The sequence below is a fragment of the uncultured Halomonas sp. genome, assembly GCF_947501415.1.
GTDB lineage: Bacteria > Pseudomonadota > Gammaproteobacteria > Pseudomonadales > Halomonadaceae > Halomonas.
Window position 1 is genome coordinate 67,468 of record NZ_CANMVL010000013.1, and the last position, 22,053, is coordinate 89,520.

Sequence of the window (22,053 nt, forward strand, 5' to 3'; positions counted from 1 at the left end):
ATAGTAGTGTCGACAAGCATTCTTGGCGAAGGAGCGCCGGATCGTTGCAGCATGGAGGCAGCCCCTTTCCGACGACGAGGTACCCTCCATGTGGACTCGACTCCTGATCGCCGCCGGCACGCTGGCCATGGCCGGTCACGCCCATGCCCAGCTCCCCTCTCCCCTGGTCGACGCCGAATGGCTGAGCGACCAGCTGGACAACGATGACCTGGTGGTACTGGATGTTCGCTCCAGTATCGACAACGGTGGCGATCGCGCCTCCTTCGAGGAGGCCCGCATCCCGGGTAGCCGCTACTCCAACTACACCGACGCCGGCTGGCGCGAGAGTCGCGACGGCGTCGCGGGCCTGATGCCCGATATCGAAGCGCTCGAGACCCTGATCGGCGAGCTGGGCATCGACAATGACGACACCGTGGTCGTCGTCTCGGCCGGCACCGGGGCCACCGACTTCGGCAGTGCCGCACGGGTCTACTGGACCTTCAAGGCACTGGGCCACGATGAGGTAGCGGTACTCAACGGCGGCTTCGCCGGCTGGCAGGCCCAGAACTTCGAGGTCGCCAGCGGCACCCCTGACGCCCCCGAGGCCACTACCTTCGAGGCCAGCCTGCAGGAGGCGCTCCTGGCGACCACCGAGGAGGTGGAAGCGGCCATCGAGGCCGGCGAGGCGCTGGTGGATGCCCGCCCGGAGGACTTCTACACCGGCAAGACCCAATCACCGGCGGCACGTGCCCCCGGCACGATTCCCGGCGCCGTGAATCTGCCTCACCACGCCGCCCTGATCGAGCGTGATGGCGCCTACTACCTCGACCCCGAGCGCCTCATGGCCAACATCGAGGCACTCGGCCTGGACCCGGAGGCCCCCACCGTGGCCTTCTGCAACACCGGCCACTGGGCCGCCAGCGGCTGGTTCCAGCTCAGCGAGGTCGGCGGCCTGGAACAGGTGGCCATGTATGATGGCTCCATGGCCGAGTGGACTCAGGACGATGCACGCCCGCTGCAGTTGGCCGAGCGCGGCACCATTACCGTTGGCGAGGCGCTCGACTGACCCACCACCCTCGACACTACCTCGACACTATCGCGACACTATCGCGAGGGTATCCACTACTCCCTCTAGGCCCCGCCGCAGGTCTCCGCCGCGGGGCCGCTGCGCATCCACGTTCAGGCGAGGCGTTCGGCCAGGGTCTCCAGGTCACCGACGGTCAGGTCCGGATCGATGCCCCAGGGATCGAACGGGGCCTCGGCGCTGCGCCGCACCCAGGCCGCATGCAGGCCGGCATGACGAGCACCGATCACGTCGAAGGGGTTGCTGGAGATCAGCCAGGTGTCACTCGGCTCACTCTCGAGTCGATGGCGGAGGTGGGCATAGACCGCCGGGTCCGGCTTGAAACGCTTGACCTCATCCACGCTGATTACCGCCTCGAAGTGGTCGCGGATACCGGCCTTCGCCAGCAGTCCCTCCACCGCCTGAGTGGTGCCATTGGAGAAGGCCACGCAGGTAACGCCCGCCTCGCCGAGGCGACGCAAGGCGCCGGCGACATCGGCGAAGGCCGGAAGCTGGGCATAGACCTGCATCAGGTGGTCACGATCCGCCTCGGAGAGCCCCGCCTGCAGGGAGCGGTCGGTGAATACCAGGGCTTCCTCGGTACACTGACTGAAGGGCACATAGCCCCCCATCAGCCCACGACGAAAGCTGTACTCCAGCTGTTTCTCCCGCCAGCGGCGCGAAAACTCCGGAGCCAGCGCCGCCTTGCCCAGCGCGCCGAGGCGTTGCTCCAGCTCGGTGGCGACGCCGTGGGTGTCGATCAAGGTGCCGTAGACATCGAAGGCGAGGACCTGTGCCATGGAAAGCGCTCCTTCTGTACGAATCGATCCTCCCGAGGGTGTGCCAGCACAGCGGCCAAGGCAAGCGCCATTTAATCCACTGCCATCAACGACGTCGCCGCGGGACGGGCCCGCGGCGACGAGGTGGCCCTCACGGGGCCGGGCAGTTCACATGACCGATCAGGCAACCGGTGCCGTCAGCGCCTTGAGCGCGCCCTCACGCACCAGCTCATCGGTGACCCGATCAACCGCCCGGCGGGTGCGCGCGACGATCTCATCGACCTGATCACGGGTGGCGATCAGCGGCGGGGCAAAGCCGAGAATGTCACCCTGCGGCATGGCACGGGCGATCAGGTTCTCCTCGAGGGCGGCGGCGGAGATACGCGCCCCCACCTTCAAGGCCGGGTCGAAGTGCTCTCGCTTCTCAGGATTGGCGGAAAACTCCAGCGCCGCCAGCATGCCGACGCCACGCACATCGCCGACGATGGGGTGATCGCCGAAGGCATCTGCCATGGCCCGCTGCAGGTAGGCACCGGTCTCGGCGGCATTCTCGGTCAGCTTCTCGCGCGCGATGATCTCGAGGTTGGCCAGCGCCGCGGCACAGCCCAGGGCATGACCGGAGTAGGTCCAGCCATGGCCGATCGGGCCGTACTCGCCGGTGCCCTGCTCCAGCACCTGCCACACACGATCCCCGACGATCACCCCGGAGAGCGGCTGGTAGGCGCTGGTCAGGCCCTTGGCCACGGTCATCAGGTCCGGCTTGATGGCGTAGTGATGGCTGCCGAAGTCGGCACCGATGCGACCGAAGCCACACACCACCTCGTCGGCGATCAGCAGGATATCGTAGCGGTTCAGTACCGCCTGGATCGCCTCCCAGTAGCCTTCCGGCGGCGGCACGATGCCACCGGTCCCGAGTACCGGCTCGCCGATAAAGGCCGCCACGGTATCGGGCCCCTCGGCCAGGATCATCTCCTCGAGCCTGGCCGCGCAGTGGGCCGAGAACTCGCGCTCGCTCATGCCCTGCTGCTCGGCACCGCGATGATAGTAGTAAGGCGCCTCGGTATGCAGGATACCCTCGAGCGGCAGGTCGAACTGGTCGTGAAACGCCTTGAGGCCGGTCAGCGAACCCGTGGCCAGGCCCGAACCGTGATAGCCCCGCTGGCGAGAGATCACCTTCTTCTTCTGCGGACGTCCCAGCACGTTGTTGTAGTAACGCACGATCTTGAGCTGGGTCTCGTTGGCATCGCTGCCACCCAGGCCGTAATAGACCTTGGACATGCCGGGCCCGGCGAGCTCGATGATCTTCTCGGAGAGCGCGATCTGCGGCTCGTTCGAGTGCCCTACATAGGTGTGATAGTAGGAGAGCTCCAGAGCCTGCTGGTAGATCGCCTCGGCCACCTCGGTGCGTCCATAGCCGATATTGACACAGTAGAGTCCGGCGAAGCCGTCGATGAATTCACGTCCATCCTTGTCGCGGATGGTGATGCCCTGTCCACCGGTGATCACACGGCCCGGTGCCTTGCCATGGGCGAAGTCGCGCAGGTGAGAGGAGGCGTGGAAGGTCACCTTGCGGTCGCGGTCGATCAGGTCCTGGTGCTGCTGGTTCATTGCATTCTCTCTCGTTGGAAGACTCCCCGGCGCCCCGCCAGGGAGGATGTTTATCGATTTCAACTACAGGAACTTGGAAGCTAGCTCCCCGACACGGAGCCCAGGGCGCCGAGGCAGTAGTACTTGGTATCGAGATACTCATCGATGCCTGTCACACCGCCTTCACGACCCAGGCCCGACTGCTTGACGCCGCCGAAGGGCACCGGCGGGCCGGTCATCTTCACCGAGTTCACCGCGACCATGCCGTACTCCAGGGCACGCATCAATTTCCAGATACGGCGAATATCGTGGGTATAGAGATAAGCCGCCAGGCCATACTCGGTGTCGTTGGCCATCTCGATCGCCTGGTCGTCATCCGCATAGGCGGTGATCCCGGCCACCGGCGCGAAGGTCTCTTCATTCCAGACCTTCATGTCGCGGGTCACCCCGGTGAGCAGTACCGGCATGAAGAAGTTCTCCCCCGGCGCCTCCTGCTGGTCGCCGGCCACCAGGGTGGCGCCCTTGGCCAGGGCATCCTCGACGATGCCGGCGGCCTTCTCGACGGCCTGCCGATGGATCAGCGGCCCCAGGTCCACCTCACTATCCAGGCCATTGCCCACGGTCAGTGCCGCCATGCGCTCGGCGAAGTGCTCGACGAACTCATCATGAATCGACTCATGGACCAGGATGCGATCGGCGGCGAGGCAGTCCTGGCCGGCGGTCTGAAACTTGGCCGCCACCGCGGCGAGGGCCGCCTCCCGTGGGTCCATGTCGAGCCCGACGATAAAGGGCGCATTGCCCCCCAACTCAAGGGACACCCGCTTGACGGTATTGGCGCTCTGTTCGAGCAGCAGACGGCCGACCCGGGTGGAGCCGGTGAAGGAGACCGCCTTGACGCGCTCCTCCGCACACAGGATCTTCGAGACCTCGGCGGGCTCGCCCAGCACCACATTGAAGACACCGGCCGGGATACCGGCGCGCTCGGCCAGCTCCGCCAGCGCCAGCGCCGAGTACGGTGTCTCACCGGCGGGCTTGACGATTACCGTGCAACCGGCCGCCAGTGCAGCGGCGGCCTTGCGAGTGATCATCGCCAGCGGAAAGTTCCACGGCGTGATCAGTGCGGCGATGCCCACCGGCTCCTTGATGGTGCCCAGGGCCGCATTGGGAATATGGCTCGGGATCGTCTCGCCGAAGGTACGCTTGCCCTCTTCGGCAAACCAGCGCACGAAGCTCGCTCCATACTCCACCTCGCCACGGGCATCGGGCAACGGCTTGCCCTGCTCCAGGGTCATGATGGTCGCCAGATCCTCACGATTGGCCTGCAGCAGGTCATACCACGCCAGCAGGCGCTCGCAGCGCTCATCGACACGCAGGGCACGCCAGTGTGCAAAGGCTGCCTCGGCAGCATCCACCGCCATACAGATCTGGTCTGCCTCGAGCCAGGGAATATGACCGATGACCTCGCCGGTGGCGGGATCCTGAACCACTTCCTCGCGGCCCCCATTGCCGTGGGTCCACCTGCCATCGACATAGGCGTACTGACGGAACAGACGCGGATCCTCGAGCATGGTGGATAACGACCCGGACAGCTTCATGTTCATGCGACACCTCCCCTGACTCACCGGCGTGGATGGCACCGGCGATATTACGAAGTCCGGCGCGGCTCCGGGCGCCGAAAAAAGTCCGGCGCGGCTCCGGGCGCCGAAAAAAGTCCGGCGCGGCTCTGGGCGCCGAAAAAAAGTCCGGCGCTAGGCACCGAAACAGTATTGAAACGACAGAGCCGCCCGGTTGCATTCGGTGCGGCTCGATGGAGTCATGATAAAGGAGAGTACAGAACGGGAGTTTTCGTTAACCGGCGAGAAAGATAAGAGTTTTTTTGTCTTTGACCAGGAAGATGGCCTTTTTTCTGTCGCCCCGGGATTCAGCCTGGCGACGGATTGCTCAAGGCCTCTTCGGTGAATACCAGCAGCCCGAGCTCGGGCCGGTAACCATGAATCTCGGTCACATCCAGGGCCTGCAGGAAGTGGAGGATCTCCGCGCTGATCACCTGCCCCGGCACCAGCACCGGAAAACCCGGTGGATAGGGAATCACGAAGCTCGCCGAGACCACGTCGCGGCCATCATGCATCTGGGCCTGCAACTCGCCGTTGTCGAAGCGCAGGTACTCGGTATTCTCATCATCGTAGCTCAGGAAGTAGGCGCGACGAATATCACCCTCCGGCGTGTGGTTATCAGCCGCCGGCCGGAAGGCATTGTGGAAGCGACTGAAGTCCGGCAGGGGCGGTAGCTCACAGGTCAGCGAGTGGACACGGTTCTCGATGATCTTGCGCTCGGGTCGACTACTCTCCTCCCAACGGTACTCGAACTCCTTGGCCAGTTTGATCAGGACATCAAGCAGATAGGCAATAGCTCCCCTCGAGGTGCCGATATTGGTCATGAACAGCACGGTATTGCGCGAAGTCTTGTTGATCTGTATGCCGTACTTGTTCATCAGGTATTCGTTCTTGAAGGTGTCGCCGTCGATGCCCGTGGCGCCGATGGCGATGGTGATACGGCTGGGATCGACCACAAACTCATCGTTGGCCCAGGCCTCCTCCATCTTGTTCCAGCCGGTGGCCGGATCATAGAAGGTCTCTACGCCCGACTCGCGGTACTCCAGCGGCACCATGTCCCTGTTGATCAGCACTCGGAAGTATTTCTGCAGTAGCGGATGCGTATAGAGCTGTTCGCGCAGTGACAGCGCTGCCTCGACCTGGGCATGTACCAGCTCGAATCCCTCCATCTCGGCCTGCATGCGACCCACGTCCAGCGAGGCGATGATCTGGTAGTTCGGCGAAGTCGAGGTATGGGTCATGTAGGCCTCGTGGAACGGTGCCTCGACCTTCTGTCGATAGTCCTGATCCCAGACATGAATCATCGAGCCCTGACGCAGTGACGTCAGGGTCTTGTGGGTGGAGTGGGTGGCATAGGCGCGGATGCGCACCGCATCGGGGTCGGGCTTCAGGCGCCGCTCGAGCCAGGTGGCATCGTCGTCGGGATCGAGGCCATCGAACTCGGCCTTCCAGGCGTCATACTCCTCGCGATAGGCGGCGCTGCGGTAGCGATCACGCAGGGTGCGGGCGGCGTGCATGGCCGTGCGCGGCCGATAGGTCGGGTTGAAGCCGGCGAAGGCGAACCAGGCCTCGTCCCACAGGAAGACCAGGTCAGGCTTGATCGCCAGGCACTCCTCCATCACCCGCCGCACGTTGTAGACCACGCCGTCGAAGGTGCAGTTGGTGAGCAGCAGCATCTTGACCTTGTCGAGCTGGCCCGAGCGCTTGTAGCCGAGTAACGTCTTCTTTATCTCGTGCAGCGGCACGGCTCCATACATCGAGTAATCGTTGAGGGGATAGGAGTCGAGGTAGCTGACGTGAGCACCGGCCAGCACCATGCCGTAGTGATGCGACTTGTGGCAGTCGCGATCGATCAGCACGATGTCCCGAGGCTTGACCAGCGCCTGGACCACGATCTTGTTGGCGGTGGAGGTACCATTGGTGACGAAGAAGGTCTGGCGTGCTCCGAAGGCCCTGGCGGCGTATTCCTGGGCCTTCTTGATCGGCCCGTAGGGCTGCAGCAGGGAGTCGAGCCCACCGGAGGTTGCCGAGGTCTCGGCGAGGAAGATGTTGATGCCGTAGAAGTCGATCATCTGCCCGGCCCAGTGCGAGCGGGTGACCGACTTGCCCCGGGAGATGGGCATGGCATGGAAGACCCCGGTCGGCTTCTTGCTGTACTCGCGCAGGGCGTCGAAGAAGGGCGTGCGGTAGCGATTGTCGATGGCCCGCAGGATGGTATGGTGCTGCTCGATGTAGTCCGTCTCACGGTAGAAGATCCGATTGAAGTGACGGATGTCGCGACTGGCCGTGGCCTCCACATCGCCGCTGGTGACCAGAAACTGATCGATCTCGGGACGCAGCTCGTGGATCATCGAGCTGAGCAGGATGCTGCGTTCGGCCTCGGACTGCTGCTCCAGAGACTGCTCGGAGAGCCCTTCGAGATAGCTGCGCAGGGCGCTAAGGTTGTACTTCGACTTGTAGGGAAACTCGTAGCGGATCAGGCAGGCCTGGATGTTGGGATTGACCAGCACCGCGATCAGCGCATCCTCGAAGCTTCTTACCGTGACCACGTCATAGACGAAGCGATCCTCGGGGCGACGCATGCTGTGGAAGGCCTCACGGACCACCTCCTCCTCCGGGGCCGAGAGGTTGTCGACGATCAGCAGCTCGAAGTAGGGTTGGGCCGAGCTGTTGGAGGCGGGGTGGCCACGCCGCAGCTGCGCCAGGGCATCCAGAGTCTCAAGCTCCTCGGCGTCGGCATCGGTCTCGGAGAGGTCGACATGACGGCGCCGATAGGACTCACTGATCAGTGCCCGCACCAGGCGCTTGACCACCTTCTCCAGAAGCCCGTACTCCTCGCGGTCGAACAGCGCCCAGAGGTGACGAAAGTCCTCCTTGGAAGGAAAGGCATGGTAGTCCTCGATGATCTCGAGCCGCGTCAACTTGACGTCTATCGCCTTGATCAGGTTCTTGGCCCGACCCTCGTCATTCAGGCGCACCAGCATACCCAGGTCGCGCTTCAGCGCATTCCAGGTATCGGCACGCAGCTGGGAAATCTTGTGGTAGAAGCCCAGAGCCGTGTAGGGCGTCTCGGTTTGCGTCAACTCTTGCATGGCAACACCCATCCATGTTCGTTGTTATTGTCACGCGGCGCTGCGACGAAGCGACGAAGCGACGGGTAACGGGCCGGGATCAGCCGGCATACAAGCCTCGCGCACCATAGCGCACGGTGATTCGCTCCTCGGGGAAGTGGTCGAAGCCCAGCTCGAGGGTCAGGCCGGGCCAGTGAAACTGCGCGCGCCCCGTCATGGGTCGATAGATAGCGGTATAGACGGTCCCCAGGCCGCGGCGATAGTCATGGCGGAACAGCGGCGGTGATGCGAAGGCAGCGATCAGCCGATCCTCGGTGGTAGCCTCGTCGGCCACCAGGATCGACAGCTGGCGCTCACGGATCAATGTCTCCGAGGCCAGGGCGTGGGCGTACCATTCGATCTTCTTCTGGTGATTGGTCGCCACCGGCACCCGCCGGATGCTGGCAGGGCGGTCCGGGCCGATCATCGCCGTGACGTAACGACCGGCGGCGTCGGCCACGGTGATGTTGTAGGCCATGTGGGTGGGAATGCGCGCCAGTACGTCGGACGCCTCGGGTACGCTATCGCAGAACTCCAACAGGTAGCGCAGGATGATCGGCGCGCCGAAGCCCTGGCCCACGGCCTTGCTGCCGCCGAAGGCCAGCGACACGGCGAGTCCCCGATCATTCATGCCGTCCAGCACACCCCACAGGCAGTCGGACATGGCGATTACCCTCCTCGCGTTCCAGCGGGTGTAGAGGATGGTTCCTTCACAGAGCTCCGGGGGATAGTCGTAATTGCGCGCCAGCAGCGTCGACGCGGGGCTCGCCAGCACCGCCTGAGAGCAGCCGGTGATGTACGGCGGCGGCTGGTAAAGACTCAGAAAGCGCGCGGCGAGATCACCACCACCGGCCAGCTCACAGAGCATGCGATAGGTATCGAGAAGCTCTGGCATGTACTTTCGCAGCGCGTTGTAACAGGCGAGGTAGCCAGGCCGCTCACGCTCCCCTTCGCTCAGGTACCACTGCTCGTAAGCCGGCCAGTGGTGGCCAAACAGCGCCTGCCAACGAGGGCCTGCCGTCTCCTCGCGTACGGTCCGAAAATCGAGCATCTTGTTCATGTCGCCCGACAGCGCCTCCCGCGACGAAGGGGAACCGATCCCGGTATTCACAGGATCTTGAAGTTGCCGCCGCCGACGGCATGGCTGACGGCCACCTCCTCCACCACCGGATCCTGCAGCGACTGCCCGGCGTACTCACCACGGATACCGTCGATCCAAGCCTTGGCGCGTTCAGTAAGCTGGAAGTCGTCATCCATCAGGCGTCCACGGGTGATCAGGATGCCGAGGTCTGCGCCCTCGTAGCGGAAATCCCCCGCTCCACTGATGCGCAGGAAGAAGCCCTCGCTTTCATCTTCGGCGGCGTGGGGGTGATAGTTGTAGTGGTCATAGTCAATGCTGCCGTCACTGGCCATTTTCCAGACCCCGGTGCGTGGCGCCCGGGTCAGCAGATCGACGCTTTCGTCGGTGTGCTTGATGACCAGCTGGCTCCAGCTGTCCACGCTTTCGGGATGCGCCCAGCGCTCGTTGATCTCGTTGATATCGAGATCGAAATCGACGTCGGAGAACTCCAGCAGGTGGAACAGGAACAGCGGGATATCGGAGTGAGCGAAAGCCGCCACATTGGTCAGCGAGCTGGCGCCGGTGACACGTGGGTTGAGCTCACCGAGATAGACCTCGCCGTTGTCCATGTCGATCAGGAAGTCGAGCTCGAAGTAGCCGCGATACCCCTCCTCGCGCAGCGCCTCTCCGAACTGGAAAGTGTACTCCCGGGCCTTGTCGCGTACCGACTGATCGAAGGCGCCGGCGAACATCTCGTTGCCACACCAGCCGCCCTTGTAGGGCGTCAGCGTCTTGAAGCCAACCAGCTCGGTCATCAGTGGGCCGACCACGGTGCCGCAGCGGGTGGCACAGGCCTCGATGGCCGAGCCACGACAGTTGATGCGCTTCATGATCTTGACCTCGGACTCGGCCTCGATCTCCTCGGCGTGCTTGTAGTAGTCGTCTTCGTTGGTGATGAAGAAGGTAGTGTGACCGGAGTCGCCGTAGGCGGTCTGCACCACCAGGTCGTCGCCGAGCTCCCGGCTCACCTCGCAGAGCTCCTGGTAGCTGCCCACCCGGGCCAGCACGTTGGGCACGCTGGGCACGCCAGCCTTGTTGCCGATGCGCACGGTCTCGATCTTGTTGTCCATGCGCGAGCGCAGCTGGGCCGGCGGGAACGCCACCTTGAGGCCGAGCTGCTCGCAGATCTCTTCGGTGTGCTCGTCGAACATCAGGAAAGCCGCTACGCCGGCATTCTCCCCCTGGGCACGGGACTGGATGAAGTCGATGACCTCCTTGTGCTCGAGGAGGTAGTTGTTGATGTCCTCGATGCTCTCGAAGTCGCGCGGGAACTTCTCCTTGGGCACGAAGACGTTACGCTGCTGGCCCTCAAAACAGTCGATGTAGTTGATATGGCGAAAGTTGCCCACCCAGTCGCCAACCCCCAGCAAGTTGAAGTTGGTGGCCGAAATGAAGTAGATCGGTTCCTTGTTATTGAGGAAGTGGCGGCGTACGTCGGCAATAGTTGTTATTTTGCTCATCGTGATCGCTCCATCGTTGTGGGGAAGGCGTGGGATTAATACTCCTCGATATCGGCTCGCACCGGCTTGGCCAGCGGGCCCAGGGTGTCGAGGTACGGGCTAGAACCAGTCTCACTACGATACAGTGAGAAGTCGACCGTACGGTCACGGAAACTCTTCAACGGTTGGCCCAGGCCACGCAGTCCGGTCTCACGCTCGCGACGCACTCGGCTGATGTCGACTTCGATGGGCATGACTTCCTCACCGGTGCCCGCCTGATGAATGACGTCGCCGGAAGGTCCCACCACGATGGAGCGGCCGTTGCCGAGGACGCCGGCACCATTGATATCGAAGAAGTAGCACTGGTTGACCGCCGCATTGGTGCGGGCGATGGACAGCTCGATGTCACGATCGATGGTATCGGTCATGGTCGGATGCAGGATGACTTCGGCCCCCATGGCAGCCAGCGTGCGGGTGGTCTCGGGGAACCACATGTCGTAGCAGATCGAGACTCCGAAGCGAGCCACGTTGGGCACATCGAAGGTCACGAACTCGGCGCCGCTCTCGACGCCCGCCTCGTAGGGACGGAAGGGAAACATCTTGCGAAAGCGCGCCACTACCTGGCCGTGGGGGTTGATCACCGAGAGGGTGTTGAAGATGCCATTTTCGGTCTGCTCAAACATCGAGCCAGGAATCAGCCAGATACGATGCTGCTCGGCGACCTGGCAGAACAACGCCTCGGCCGCGCTAGGCATCGGTTGCGCATGGTGCGGCGACGCCCCCAAGGGCATCAGCTCGCTGAAGAGAACCATCTGTACCTGCGGAAAGCGGCTCATCAGCATGTCAATCCGGTGGCGCATGGCCTCGGTATTGTCACCATGGTGCAGGGCATGCATCTGTACCCCTGCGATCGTGAAATAGGTCATAAGATCTCTCTGCTTCAGGCGATTTTGATCACTTCCGGGGCATATTCAAACACGTACTGGCACCGTCGGTGGCATGCCGGCAGAATCGCCCGGCCGAATGAGCTCTGCTCACCCTTCTGGTAGCAGCTTATGACACATATACCGATGTAACATCAACGCAAACATCTCGTTCAGCCGAATAAGCGTTCGGCCGAGGCATCGCTCAGCCAAGATCCTTGAGGCAATCTCCGGGAACAGGACGCTTGACCGCCTTGGTGACAATATAGGTGAAGTAACGCTCGATGCCGGCATCGCCAGTCAGCCAGCCATCGATCAGACGCTGATAGGCGTCGATGGAGTCGGCCTCGACCTTGATCAGGTAGTCGACGCCACCGCCCACCGCCACGCACTCGGTCACCTCGGGCGTGGCATGCACCAGTGCCTCGAAGCGGGCGAAGCTCGCAGCGTTATGTGCCTTGAGCTCCACCTGAACCCACACCGGCGTGCGTCTCACCAGTGCCTCGGCATTGATGCGAGCGCTGTAACCCTCGATGATGCCGGTCTTCTCCAGCCGTCGCACGCGCTCCCAACAGGGGCTGACCGAGAGATTGATCGCCTCGGCCAGCCGGGACTTGGTGATGCGCCCATCGCGAGAGAGGATCTCGAGAATCTTCAGATCATAACGGTCAAGTTTCATCGTGATGCTGGCCGCCTCAATCCAGGGAGTCGACGATATCGGCGATCACCGCAATGGTATCGCCCATGTTGACCAGCGCCGGGTGGCGCCGCGCCGCCAGTACACCGCTGCGGCCGGCGTAATACTCTACCGGTGCGGTACCGCTGCGCGTCATGTCGTAGACACGCGCCACCACCTCGCCCTTTTCGACCCGCTCGCCCAGGGCAAAGCAGAGCTCCAGCACACCGCTATGCTCGCTCTGTACGTAGCAGCTGGCATCGGGCATATCGAGATAGACCTGAGGCTCGGCGGGCATCTCCACCTCCCCTTCCAGCAGGCCATAGTGGACCAGAAAGTTGCGCACACCGCGCTCGGTGATGGCCAGGCTCTCCGGGGTGGAGGTGCCGCCGCCGCCCAGTTCTGTCGCCACGAAGATCTTGCCCTGGCTCTCCACCGCGGTATCGAACAGCGCGGCGGCGTCGAGTTCGAACATGATCATGGCATAGGGCGCACCGAAGGCCTTGGCACCCTCCAGGGCCTTGCGCTGCTGCTCGGGGTCATCCAGCACGTGAGAGGCTCCGAAGGGGATGATGTCCAGGGTGCGCCCACCGGAGTGCAGGTCGAGCACCACATCGCTCATCGGCACCATCACCCGAGTGAAGTAGTCGGCGATCTTCTCGGTCACGCTGCCATCCGGGTCACCGGGGAAGCTGCGATTGAGGTTGCCACCATCGAGGCCGGAAGTTCGCTTGCCGGCCATCACCGCCGGCTGGTTCATGCATGGCACGATGATGACCCGGCCGTTGACCTCCTCGGCCTCGAGCGCGCTCGACAGCTTGAGCAGCGAGGTGATGCCCTCGTACTCGTCACCGTGGTTGCCGCCGGTCAGCAGCGCCGTGGGGCCCTCGCCGTTCTTGATCACGGTAACCGGGATCATCACCGCCCCCCAGGCGGAGTCGTCCACCGAGATGGGCAGCTTGAGAAAGCCGTGCTGGACGCCGTCGGCGTCGAAGTCGACGGTGGCGCTGATGGGGCTGGGACGCTTGGTCATGGTTTACAACTCCTTGTTCGCATATGGCACAGGCATGGTGGCCTTGGTGTCACTCGAGGCTGATCTGGCGGCAGATTCTTAATTCCCTCTACGATCTGCCCCCAGCGCCCCTCGTACATGTCGAAGCTGGTCAAGCTTCCTGCCTTCTCAACGCACAAAGAGCTGGCGCGGGAAGTTGGCCAGGGTCTCGCAGCCGCTCTCGGTGATCAGGATGCTCTCGGTGATCTCCAGGCCCCAGTCGTCCTCCCACAGGCCAGGCATGAAGTGGAAGGTCATGCCCGGCTGCAGAATGGTCTCGTCGGAGGGGCGCAGACTCATGGTCCGCTCGCCCCAGTCCGGCGGGTAGCTGATGCCGATGGGATAGCCACAGCGCGCTCCGCCGCGGTCGAAGCCGTACTTGTCCATGGCCGCACCCAGCGCCATGGCGATATCCGCGGTGCGATTGCCGGGCCTGGCCACCTCGAGTCCACTCTCGATGCCCTCGAGCAGCGCCGATTCGGCACGCACGAACTCCGTCGGAGGCTTGCCCAGAAAGACCGTCCGCGACATCGGCGCATGATAGCGCTTGTAGACCCCGGCGATCTCGAAGAAGGTACCCTCGCCCTTGCGAAAGGGCGTATCGTCCCAGGTCAGGTGTGGTGCGGCGGCATCCTGGCCAGTGGGCAGCATCGGCACGATGGCCGGATAGTCACCGCCGAATACCCGACCATGCTCATCTCGGTACCCCTCGATGGCCACCCGGTAGATCTCCGAGACCAGCTTGCTCTTCGGTAGCCCCGGCTCGATCACCTCGAGAATACGCGAGTGCATGCCCTCGACGATCTTCGCCGCCACCCGCATGTACTCGACCTCCTGGGGCGACTTGATGGCACGGCACCAGTTGACCAGACCATTGGCATCCATGAAGCGCGCGTGGGGCAGCTCGCGCAGCAGGCTCTGATAGGCCTTGGCGGAGAAGTAGTAGTTATCCATCTCCATGCCCACCACCCCCTCGTGCCAGCCACGATCGGGCATGATCGACTGGGCCAGATACTCCATGGGGTGCATGTCCGGATTCTGAACATAGTAGTCCGGATAGTAGGTAATGTTGTCCGCATCGATCCAGCAGGTGCGCAGAGCCCCGTTGGCATCCATGCGACGGCCATACCATACCGGTTCGCCCTCGAGTCCGACCAGCACGCACTGATGCACATAGAATGACCAGCCGTCATAGCCCGTCAGCCAGGCCATGTTGGAGGGGTCACTGACGATCAGCACATCGATGCCTCGACCGGCCATCTCGGCACGCACCTTCCACAGCCGGGTGGCATATTCCTCTCGAGTGAAGGGCAGGTTTACCTGGGTCATTGGGCCACTCGCCAAAGCAACGTCAAGAAAATCGGCCCTCTCGACGAGGAGAAGGCCGGGCCAGGGTCATGATCACTGACGAGATGCCTGAACGATTTCGGGTCGCACAGTCGCACCTGACAGTGGAGGGTGCCCCATAGCATGAAGGTTACTGCCTACCCATGGTAGAGGGTCAAGCACTTCCTTATGTTGAGAGCTCGGAAGTAACGGGCTTGTTCATGGTCACCACTCCAGAGATGATGGAGGCATCACGTCATCCGGGAGGAAACATGAAGGTACTGGTCCACAACGACGAGCCCAAGCGCTGGCAGGAAGCACTGGCGGCCCGCCTCCCCGAGGCCGAGATCTTCACCAGTGCGGCACCGGCAGCCAAGCGTCGCGAAGCCGACTATCTGGCGGCGTGGAAGCCTCCGGCGTCACTGCTGAGCGAGCTCGTGGCGCTCAAGGGCATCGTCAACCTGGGCGCCGGGGTGGATGCCCTGCTGAACAATCCCGAGCTCCCGGCCGGAGTGCCCATCGTCAAGCTGCGTGACGCCGGCATGGCCGAACCGATCGGTGATTATGTGCGCTATGGTCTGCTGCACTTCCAGCGTGACTTCGATCGCTACCGTCGCCAGCAGCATGCACGAGAGTGGCGGGAGCACACCATGTGCGACAAGGCCGACTGGCCGGTAGGCGTGCTGGGGCTGGGGGCCATCGGCGCCAGGGTCGCGACGATGATCGCTGCCGACGGCTTCCCGGTCCATGGCTGGTGCCGATCGCCCAAGCGTCTCGACGACATCACCTGCCACCACGGCGATAACGGCCTGGAGGCGCTGCTGAGCCAGGTGAAGAGCCTGGTGCTGCTGCTTCCCGATACTCCCGTCACCCGGCACATCATCAATGCGCGAACCCTCGCCCTGCTGCCCGAGGGCGCCAGCCTGATCAACCCAGGGCGAGGCACCCTGATCGACGAGGCGGCCCTGCTCGACGCCCTCGGCGCCAGCACTGTCGAGGGTCGCCTGCGCGGCGCCGTCCTCGATGCCTTTCCCGAGGAACCCCTGCCCGAGACGAGTCCGCTCTGGTCCCACCCGCGGGTGTGGATCACGCCCCACATGGCCGGGCCGACACCACTGGAGGTGGCTCTGGATCAGGTGGTCTCGGCGCTGCGGGCCTTCGAGGCGGGCGAGCCCCTGGAGACGGTGGACCCCGGGGCCGGCTACTGAAGAGCCCGTCAGGCCCTTCTCCCCCACGGGGTTATGCCTTTGTTACACGAGCCTCGACTCAGAAGGTACGCTGATAAGTGAGCCAATCACCGGCTTTTGGGAGGAGCATTATGACGCCTATCGACTACACGCCCAGTGACGCCCTGCTGGTCGTCGACATGCAGAACGACTTCTGCGAGGGTGGCGCCCTGGCGGTTGCCGGAGGCAGCGCGCTGGTGCCGGCAATCAATACCGAAATTGCCACGGCCCACGCAGCGGGCGCCCTGATCGTCGCCTCCCGGGACTGGCACCCCATCGACCACGCGAGCTTCGAACATCGTGGCGGCCCCTGGCCCGTGCACTGCGTGCAGGACACCCCGGGGGCGGCCTTCCATCCCGGTCTGGCGCTGCCCGCCGACACGGTACGCGTCAGCAAGGCCACGGCCTTCGACGCCGACGCCTACTCCGCCTTCGACGGCACAGGCCTGGCCGGCTATCTGCGCGACCGGGGCATCGACCGGGTGATCGTGTGCGGCCTGGCGCTGGACGTCTGCGTCAAGGCCACGGCGCTCGACGCCTGCCGGGAGGGCTTTGCGGTGCGCCTGCTCGAAGCCCTCAGCGCCGCGGTCGATCCCGACGCCATTGACGACGTGCGCAACGCGCTGCTCGAGGCCGGCGTCGAGGTGCGCCCATGAGCAAACTGCCCCCGCTGACGGTGGACGAGGACGAGCTGGCCCTGCTCACCGACTTCTACCAGCTGACCATGACCCAGGCCTACTGGAAGGAGGCCATGGACGGGGTCGCCACCTTCAGCCTGTTCTTCCGACGGCTGCCGCCTGAGCGTCGCTTCATGCTCGCCTGCGGGCAACAGCACGCCGCGGAACGGCTGGCCCGGCTGCGCTTTACCGACATGGCGCTTACGCGCCTGGCCGACACCGGCCTTTTCGAGGCGGGGTTTCTCGACTGGCTGGCCCGCTGGCGCTTCGAGGGCGACATCTGGACCCTGCCCGAGGGCACGCCGGTGTTCGCCAACGAGCCGCTGCTGGAAGTGGAGGCGCCTATCGCCCAGGCCCAGCTCCTCGAGAGCCTGGCGATGAACCTGGTGCAGCTGGAGACGGTGCTAGCGTCCAAGGCGGTGCGCATCGTGCTGGCGGCACGGGGCCGGCCGGTGGTGGACTTCGGCATGCGCCGCATGCACGGCATCGATGCCGCGGTGCGCGGGGTTCGCGCCTATCGCACCGCGGGGCTTGCCGGCACCAGCAACGTGCTCGGCGGATTGCGCCACGGCATGCCGCTTTCCGGCACCATGGCCCATAGCTATATTCTCGCCCACGATGATGAAGAGGCCGCCTTCGCCGCCTTCGCTCGCCACTACCCGGACACGACCCTGCTGGTCGATACCCACGATACCCTGGAAGGGGTGCGCAAGGTGATCGAACTGATGAACGCCGAACCGGGCATCCGAGTGGGTGCCGTGCGCCTCGACTCCGGTGACCTTGGCCAGCTTGCCCGGGAGACCCGGGCGCTGCTCGATGCCGCGGGGCACCAGGAGGTGAAGATCGTCGCCAGCAGCGGGCTGGATGAGTGGAAGATCGCGGCCCTGATCGAGGCCCGCGCTCCCATCGATGCCTTCGGGGTGGGCACCGAGATGGGCGTCTCCTCCGACGCTCCGGTCATCGATCTCTCCTACAAGCTGGTGGAGTACGCGGGAACCCCACGACTCAAGCACTCGCCGGGCAAGATCAACCTGCCCTGCCCCAAGCAGGTCTATCGCCGCCGGGACGCGCAAGGCCGCTACCTCGGCGACGTCATCGCCCTGCGCGATGAGACAGGCGTCGAAGGCGAGGCACTGCTGCATCCCATGGTGCGCGGCGGTCAACCGATCGAGGAAGGGATGGCCCTGGCCGAAGGGGCTCGCGAGCGAGTCAGTGACAGCCTGACTCGTCTTCCCGAGGAGCTGCTGCGACTGGAGGCTGGGCACGGCGACTACCCGGTCGAGCTCTCGTCGGCCCTGGAACATCTCCGCTCCATCACCTGATGCCCTTGCCTGATAGCGTCGCCGGCAATGCGGCATCTTCACGTCAAGGGGAACTTTAGGACCCACAGCGACCTCTTATCGCCAAAGGCCCTGCGGGCCACTCAGTTCCCATGATGGAGAGCGTCCATGCCCCAGCGAGCCATACGATGGTCCCGGCGCGGCGGCCAGTTGGCCCTATTTGCGCCCTGGCTGCTCGCCTGCCTGCCGCTGATGGCTCTGGCCAATGCACCGACCACGCCAGCCCAAAACGGCGCCGCTCCTCGGGCTGCCGCCGTCCCCTCAATAGCCTTACGCCCCTTCGCCGCGCGTTACCGGCTCGAGGTCGAGGGCTGGCCGGCCGCCTATGTCGACCATCGCCTCAGCCGTGAGGGTGACTACTGGGAAAGCCTGATGGAGACCGATATACGGGTCGCCCGCGGCAGTGAGCGCAGCCGTTTCATGATTCAGGACGAAGGAATTCAGTCACTCTATTACGCCAGCGGCTACGCACTGCTGGGCGTCGGCGACAGCTATCAACTCGATGCCGAGCCACTCGAGGCACTGCCAGATCGTCAGACGGCACTCTTCACGCTCTCCCGCCGCATCATCGGCGGCGACTGTGCCGACAGCCCCTGCGATATCCGCTACCTGGATCACAAGGGGCGCGAGGAGCGTCTCAGGGCCCACACTCAAGGCCGCTCACGGATCACGCTACCCGCGGGTAGCTTCGAGACGATCACGGCCGAAGCCTGGGAGGCCGACAAGCCGAGCCGCCGGCTGCTGTTTCGATTCCACCCCGAGGTACCCGGGCTGCTGCTGTCGGTCGACTATCACCGTGATGGCAAGCGCCGCAGCCAGCTGAGACTGAGCAGGCTAACCCTCCCTGACTAATGTCGCTTCAGCGGTTGGGCGCCTCAAGCCCGCCTGCTAGAGTAGCCGCTTTTCGAGACGCCGCCACGGGGCGGCCAATATAGGGAAGGGAGTCTCCATGCTGAGCGGCCTGCTGATCGTGCTGCTGCCCCTGGTAGTGGGTTACCTGATACCAATCCGACACCCTGCCGTGCTGGCGGCGATCAACCATGGGGTCAGTGCCTCGGTCTATGGCATCCTGCTGTTGATGGGCTTCAGCCTCGCCGGCCTCGATAACCTCGCCGGGCAGCTGTCGCGCATGGGCGGCCAGGCGCTGGCGTTGTTCGTGGTGACATCGGCCTGCAACCTGGTCGGTCTCTGGTGGCTATCGCGCCGCCTGGGGCTCACCGCCGACCCCGCCCGTGTGGTGCCCGGCGCCCCGACCAGCAAGCTCGCTGCCATGGCCGGCTCGCTGGCCCTGGTCGGTGTGGTAGTCCTCGGCGTGGCACTGGGGCTGGCCGCCGATCGGCTGACCACCCTGCCGCTCCACGCCATGGCCGAGACCCTGGCCGAGTGGGTGCTCTATATCCTGCTGGCCCTGATCGGCTGCCAGCTGCGCAACTCCGGCATGCCGCTGCGCCAGATCCTGCTCAACCACCACGGCCTGGCCATTGCCCTGACCCTTGCCGCCACCTCGCTCGTCGGCGGCCTGCTCGCCGCCCCACTGCTGGACCTGCGCTGGAACGAGGGGCTGGCCATGGCCGCCGGTTTTGGCTGGTACTCCCTGTCGGGCATTCTGGTGGGCGACGCCCTGGGGCCGGCGCTGGGCGGTGTCGCCTTCTTCAACGATCTGACCCGTGAGCTGGTCGCCTTCGTGCTGATCCCGCTGGTGATCCGCCGACACGCCGCCCTGGCCATCGGCTACGGCGGCGCCACCTCCATGGACTTCACCCTGCCGGTGATCCAGCAGCATGGGGGGGTCGGCTGCGTGCCGGTCGCGGTGGTCTCGGGCTTTCTGCTCTCCCTGCTGTCGCCGCCACTGATCCTGTTCCTGCTGACGCTGTGAGCCTCCTTGCACGGGGTTTGCACATTGCATGACGATTGGCTGCGCCGCCCGGGGTTATGCTGTTGGCCCATTCCGCCCGCGGTGAGGCAATCATGCGCCTGACTCTGCCACGCCCCGCCATTTCCCGGCTGGGCATCAAGCTGTTCGTGGTCATCCTGTCGGTCAATGTGGCCATCTCGGGCCTGGTGTTCCTGGCGGTGTCACGAAGCCTCGACCAGGGCTTCCTCGAGTACCTGGACAAGACCCAGACCCAGCGCGCCGAGACCCTCGTCAAGGGCCTCGCCGATGAGTGGTCACGCCGCGGCGACTGGCAGTGGCTGCGTGCCTCGCCCCGAGCCTGGTATCGTCTGGTGCGTCACCAGCTATGGCCAGGTGCCGGCCCTCCGCCGATGGGGCTGGAGCGGCGACTGGGCGACCCCAAGGACTTCGTGCTTCATGATGCCGAGGGGTTGCCGGTGATCGGCCTGCCCCCCAACAACGACGAGGAGGCCGCCACCCTGCGCTGGTTGCCCATCGAGCACGAGGGGCAGCGGGTCGGAACCCTCGGTTACCGCCCGCCGGAGCAGCTGATGGCCCGCATGGAGCACGTCTTCCTGACCCGCCAGCAGCGTAACCTGGGCATCATCACCGGCGCCCTCGGCCTGGCCTCGCTGCTGCTGGCCGGCGGTCTCTCCTGGTGGCTGGGGCGCCGTACCCGCGGCATGGCCCAGGCCACCCTGCGCCTGACCGAAGGGGATTACAGCACCCGCCTGCCAGAGCGCGGTCGTGATGAACTGTCTCGACTCTCGCGTGACTTCAATATCCTCGCCGCCACCCTGGAAGCCAGTCGTGAGGCGCGCAGTCGCTGGGTCTCGGATATTGCCCACGAGCTGCGCACACCGCTGGCGGTGCTGCGCGGAGAGATCGAGGCGATGCAGGACGGCATCCGGCCCCTGGAGCACGAAAGCCTGCACTCGCTCTCCCAGGAGGTGAAGCAGCTCGAGCGTCTGGTCGCCGACCTGCGGTTGCTCTCGCAAAGCGATGCCGGCGCCCTGGAGGTTCAGCTGGCACCACTCAATATCGCCGACAGCTTGCGCCAGCGTCTCGACGAAGGCAGCGGCTGGCTCGACGACAACGGCCTTACCCTGACGCAAGACATCCCCGAGTCGGCCTGGATCCGTGGTGATGCCAGCCGGCTGAGGCAGCTATGGAGCAACCTGCTGGATAACACCTGCGCCTATACGCACCCCCCCGGCCAATTGCACGTCAGCCTCGAAAACGGCCCTGGTGGCGTCCGAATCCTGTGGGATGACAGCGCACCGGGAGTCCCGGACTCCCAGCTGTCGCGGCTCTCCGAACGCCTCTACCGGGTCGAGGGGTCGCGCAGCCGGGCTAGCGGTGGCAGTGGTCTGGGACTCTCCATTGCCACCGCCCTGGTCAAGGCCCACGGCGGCCGGATGACCGCTGCCCCTTCGCCACTGGGTGGGTTACGCTGGATCCTGAGCTTCCCGCCTCTCGATGACGCCACGCTCAAGGAGAAGAGAGCATGACCTCGGCCGAGCACCCTCAACGCATCCTGATCGTCGAGGATGAACCCAAGATCGCCCGACTGGTGGCCGACTACCTGGCCGGCAGTGGCTTCGAGCCCCATCACCTGGACCATGGCAACAGCGTGTTACCGTGGCTGGAGGAGACGCGCCAGGCCGCCGAGGGACCGGCGCTGGTGCTCCTCGACCTGATGCTGCCCGGCACCGACGGCCTAACCCTGTGTCGCGAGATCCGTCAGCGCTGGCCTGCCCTGCCGGTGATCATGCTTACCGCCCGGGTCGAGGAGGTCGACCGCCTGCTGGGGCTCGAACTGGGCGCCGATGACTACATCTGCAAGCCGTTCAGTCCTCGAGAGGTCGTCGCCAGGGTCAAGGCGGTGCTGCGCCGCACCCAGCTGGCCAATGAGCCTGACGCCCTGGGCAGTGATCTGATACTGGATGAGGAGGGCTGGCGTGCCCTGGCGGATGGTCACGACCTCGCGCTTACCGCCGTGGAGTACCAGCTTCTCAAGGTGATGATGCATGCCCCGGGGCGTATCTTTTCCCGTGACCAGCTGATGGACCATATGTACCGGGACCACCGCATCGTCTCCGAGCGCACCGTCGACAGCCACGTCAAGAAACTGCGCAGAAAGATTGCCGATATATGGCCCGAGCGCGAGGTGATCCGCTCCGTCTACGGGGTCGGCTACAAGTATCAGCCCGAGGAGTGAACTGCACCACCTTTGCACCTTCGCTGCAT

General features: G+C 64.4%; 18 protein-coding genes. 8 read left to right on the plus strand and 10 right to left on the minus strand.

The genetic code is table 11. The features are described 5' to 3' along the window. Positions 1 to 88: 88 nt before the first annotated feature. The gene (locus Q0894_RS10745) at positions 89 to 1,045 is read left to right on the plus strand and encodes a sulfurtransferase (protein ID WP_165927510.1); all 957 of its coding nucleotides are present in this window, start codon (positions 89 to 91) and stop codon (positions 1,043 to 1,045) included. 113 nt (positions 1,046 to 1,158) lie between these two features. Here the strand turns inward: Q0894_RS10745 and Q0894_RS10750 are convergent, their stop codons facing one another. The 10 genes from Q0894_RS10750 to doeA all read right to left on the minus strand — a co-directional run bounded on the left by Q0894_RS10750 (position 1,159) and on the right by doeA (position 14,669). After that, the gene (locus Q0894_RS10750) at positions 1,159 to 1,842 is read right to left on the minus strand and encodes a haloacid dehalogenase type II (RefSeq protein ID WP_132042967.1); all 684 of its coding nucleotides are present in this window, start codon (positions 1,840 to 1,842) and stop codon (positions 1,159 to 1,161) included. A 159-nt stretch (positions 1,843 to 2,001) separates the two neighbouring features. Then, a complete protein-coding gene (locus Q0894_RS10755; protein ID WP_132042965.1) occupies positions 2,002 to 3,429 on the minus strand; it encodes an aspartate aminotransferase family protein in 1,428 nt (475 codons plus the stop codon). 80 nt (positions 3,430 to 3,509) lie between these two features. Continuing rightward, positions 3,510 to 5,009, minus strand: a complete 1,500-nt coding sequence (locus Q0894_RS10760; RefSeq protein ID WP_299235024.1) for an NAD-dependent succinate-semialdehyde dehydrogenase — start codon at positions 5,007 to 5,009, stop codon at positions 3,510 to 3,512. A 320-nt stretch (positions 5,010 to 5,329) separates the two neighbouring features. Further along, the gene (locus tag Q0894_RS10765; RefSeq protein WP_132042963.1) at positions 5,330 to 8,113 is read right to left on the minus strand and encodes a beta-eliminating lyase-related protein; all 2,784 of its coding nucleotides are present in this window, start codon (positions 8,111 to 8,113) and stop codon (positions 5,330 to 5,332) included. A gap of 79 nt (positions 8,114 to 8,192) precedes the next feature. Beyond that, on the minus strand, positions 8,193 to 9,191 hold the full coding sequence (locus tag Q0894_RS10770; RefSeq protein WP_237561958.1) for a C45 family peptidase: 999 nt from the start codon (positions 9,189 to 9,191) through the stop codon (positions 8,193 to 8,195). 47 nt (positions 9,192 to 9,238) lie between these two features. Next, on the minus strand, positions 9,239 to 10,711 hold the full coding sequence (locus Q0894_RS10775) for a biotin carboxylase (protein WP_299235029.1): 1,473 nt from the start codon (positions 10,709 to 10,711) through the stop codon (positions 9,239 to 9,241). Between the two features lie 35 nt (positions 10,712 to 10,746). Then, positions 10,747 to 11,616 carry a carbon-nitrogen hydrolase family protein gene (locus tag Q0894_RS10780; RefSeq protein ID WP_132042959.1) on the minus strand — a complete coding sequence of 290 codons (870 nt, stop codon included), beginning with the start codon at positions 11,614 to 11,616 and terminating at the stop codon, positions 10,747 to 10,749. Positions 11,617 to 11,818: 202 nt separating this feature from the next. Continuing rightward, entirely contained in the window at positions 11,819 to 12,292 is a 474-nt protein-coding gene (locus Q0894_RS10785; RefSeq protein ID WP_132042957.1) for an Lrp/AsnC family transcriptional regulator, read from the minus strand. Positions 12,293 to 12,308: 16 nt separating this feature from the next. Continuing rightward, positions 12,309 to 13,322: a N(2)-acetyl-L-2,4-diaminobutanoate deacetylase DoeB gene (gene doeB / locus Q0894_RS10790; RefSeq protein ID WP_132042955.1), complete on the minus strand. Its 1,014-nt coding sequence runs from the start codon at positions 13,320 to 13,322 to the stop codon at positions 12,309 to 12,311. Positions 13,323 to 13,469: 147 nt separating this feature from the next. Continuing rightward, positions 13,470 to 14,669 carry an ectoine hydrolase DoeA gene (gene doeA, locus Q0894_RS10795; RefSeq protein ID WP_132042953.1) on the minus strand — a complete coding sequence of 400 codons (1,200 nt, stop codon included), beginning with the start codon at positions 14,667 to 14,669 and terminating at the stop codon, positions 13,470 to 13,472. 269 nt (positions 14,670 to 14,938) lie between these two features. On the opposite strand from doeA, the gene Q0894_RS10800 reads away from it, so the two are divergent. The 7 genes from Q0894_RS10800 to Q0894_RS10830 all read left to right on the plus strand — a co-directional run bounded on the left by Q0894_RS10800 (position 14,939) and on the right by Q0894_RS10830 (position 22,024). Then, positions 14,939 to 15,874 (plus strand): glyoxylate/hydroxypyruvate reductase A, encoded by a 936-nt coding sequence (locus Q0894_RS10800; RefSeq protein ID WP_299235036.1) that lies wholly within the window; start codon positions 14,939 to 14,941, stop codon positions 15,872 to 15,874. Between the two features lie 110 nt (positions 15,875 to 15,984). After that, positions 15,985 to 16,548, plus strand: coding sequence for a nicotinamidase (locus Q0894_RS10805; RefSeq protein WP_299235039.1), 564 nt, complete (start codon positions 15,985 to 15,987; stop codon positions 16,546 to 16,548). Beyond that, positions 16,545 to 17,891 carry a nicotinate phosphoribosyltransferase gene (locus Q0894_RS10810; protein WP_299235042.1) on the plus strand — a complete coding sequence of 449 codons (1,347 nt, stop codon included), beginning with the start codon at positions 16,545 to 16,547 and terminating at the stop codon, positions 17,889 to 17,891. The genes Q0894_RS10805 and Q0894_RS10810 overlap by 4 nt, the downstream gene beginning before the upstream one ends. Positions 17,892 to 18,017: 126 nt before the next feature. Beyond that, on the plus strand, positions 18,018 to 18,761 hold the full coding sequence (locus Q0894_RS10815; protein WP_240721703.1) for a hypothetical protein: 744 nt from the start codon (positions 18,018 to 18,020) through the stop codon (positions 18,759 to 18,761). Between the two features lie 97 nt (positions 18,762 to 18,858). Continuing rightward, entirely contained in the window at positions 18,859 to 19,785 is a 927-nt protein-coding gene (locus Q0894_RS10820; RefSeq protein ID WP_299235049.1) for a lysine exporter LysO family protein, read from the plus strand. A gap of 92 nt (positions 19,786 to 19,877) precedes the next feature. Continuing rightward, positions 19,878 to 21,314 (plus strand): ATP-binding protein, encoded by a 1,437-nt coding sequence (locus Q0894_RS10825; protein ID WP_132042944.1) that lies wholly within the window; start codon positions 19,878 to 19,880, stop codon positions 21,312 to 21,314. Further along, a complete protein-coding gene (locus Q0894_RS10830) occupies positions 21,311 to 22,024 on the plus strand; it encodes a response regulator (protein ID WP_132042942.1) in 714 nt (237 codons plus the stop codon). Before Q0894_RS10825 ends, Q0894_RS10830 begins: the two co-directional genes overlap by 4 nt. The last annotated feature ends 29 nt before the right edge of the window (positions 22,025 to 22,053 follow it).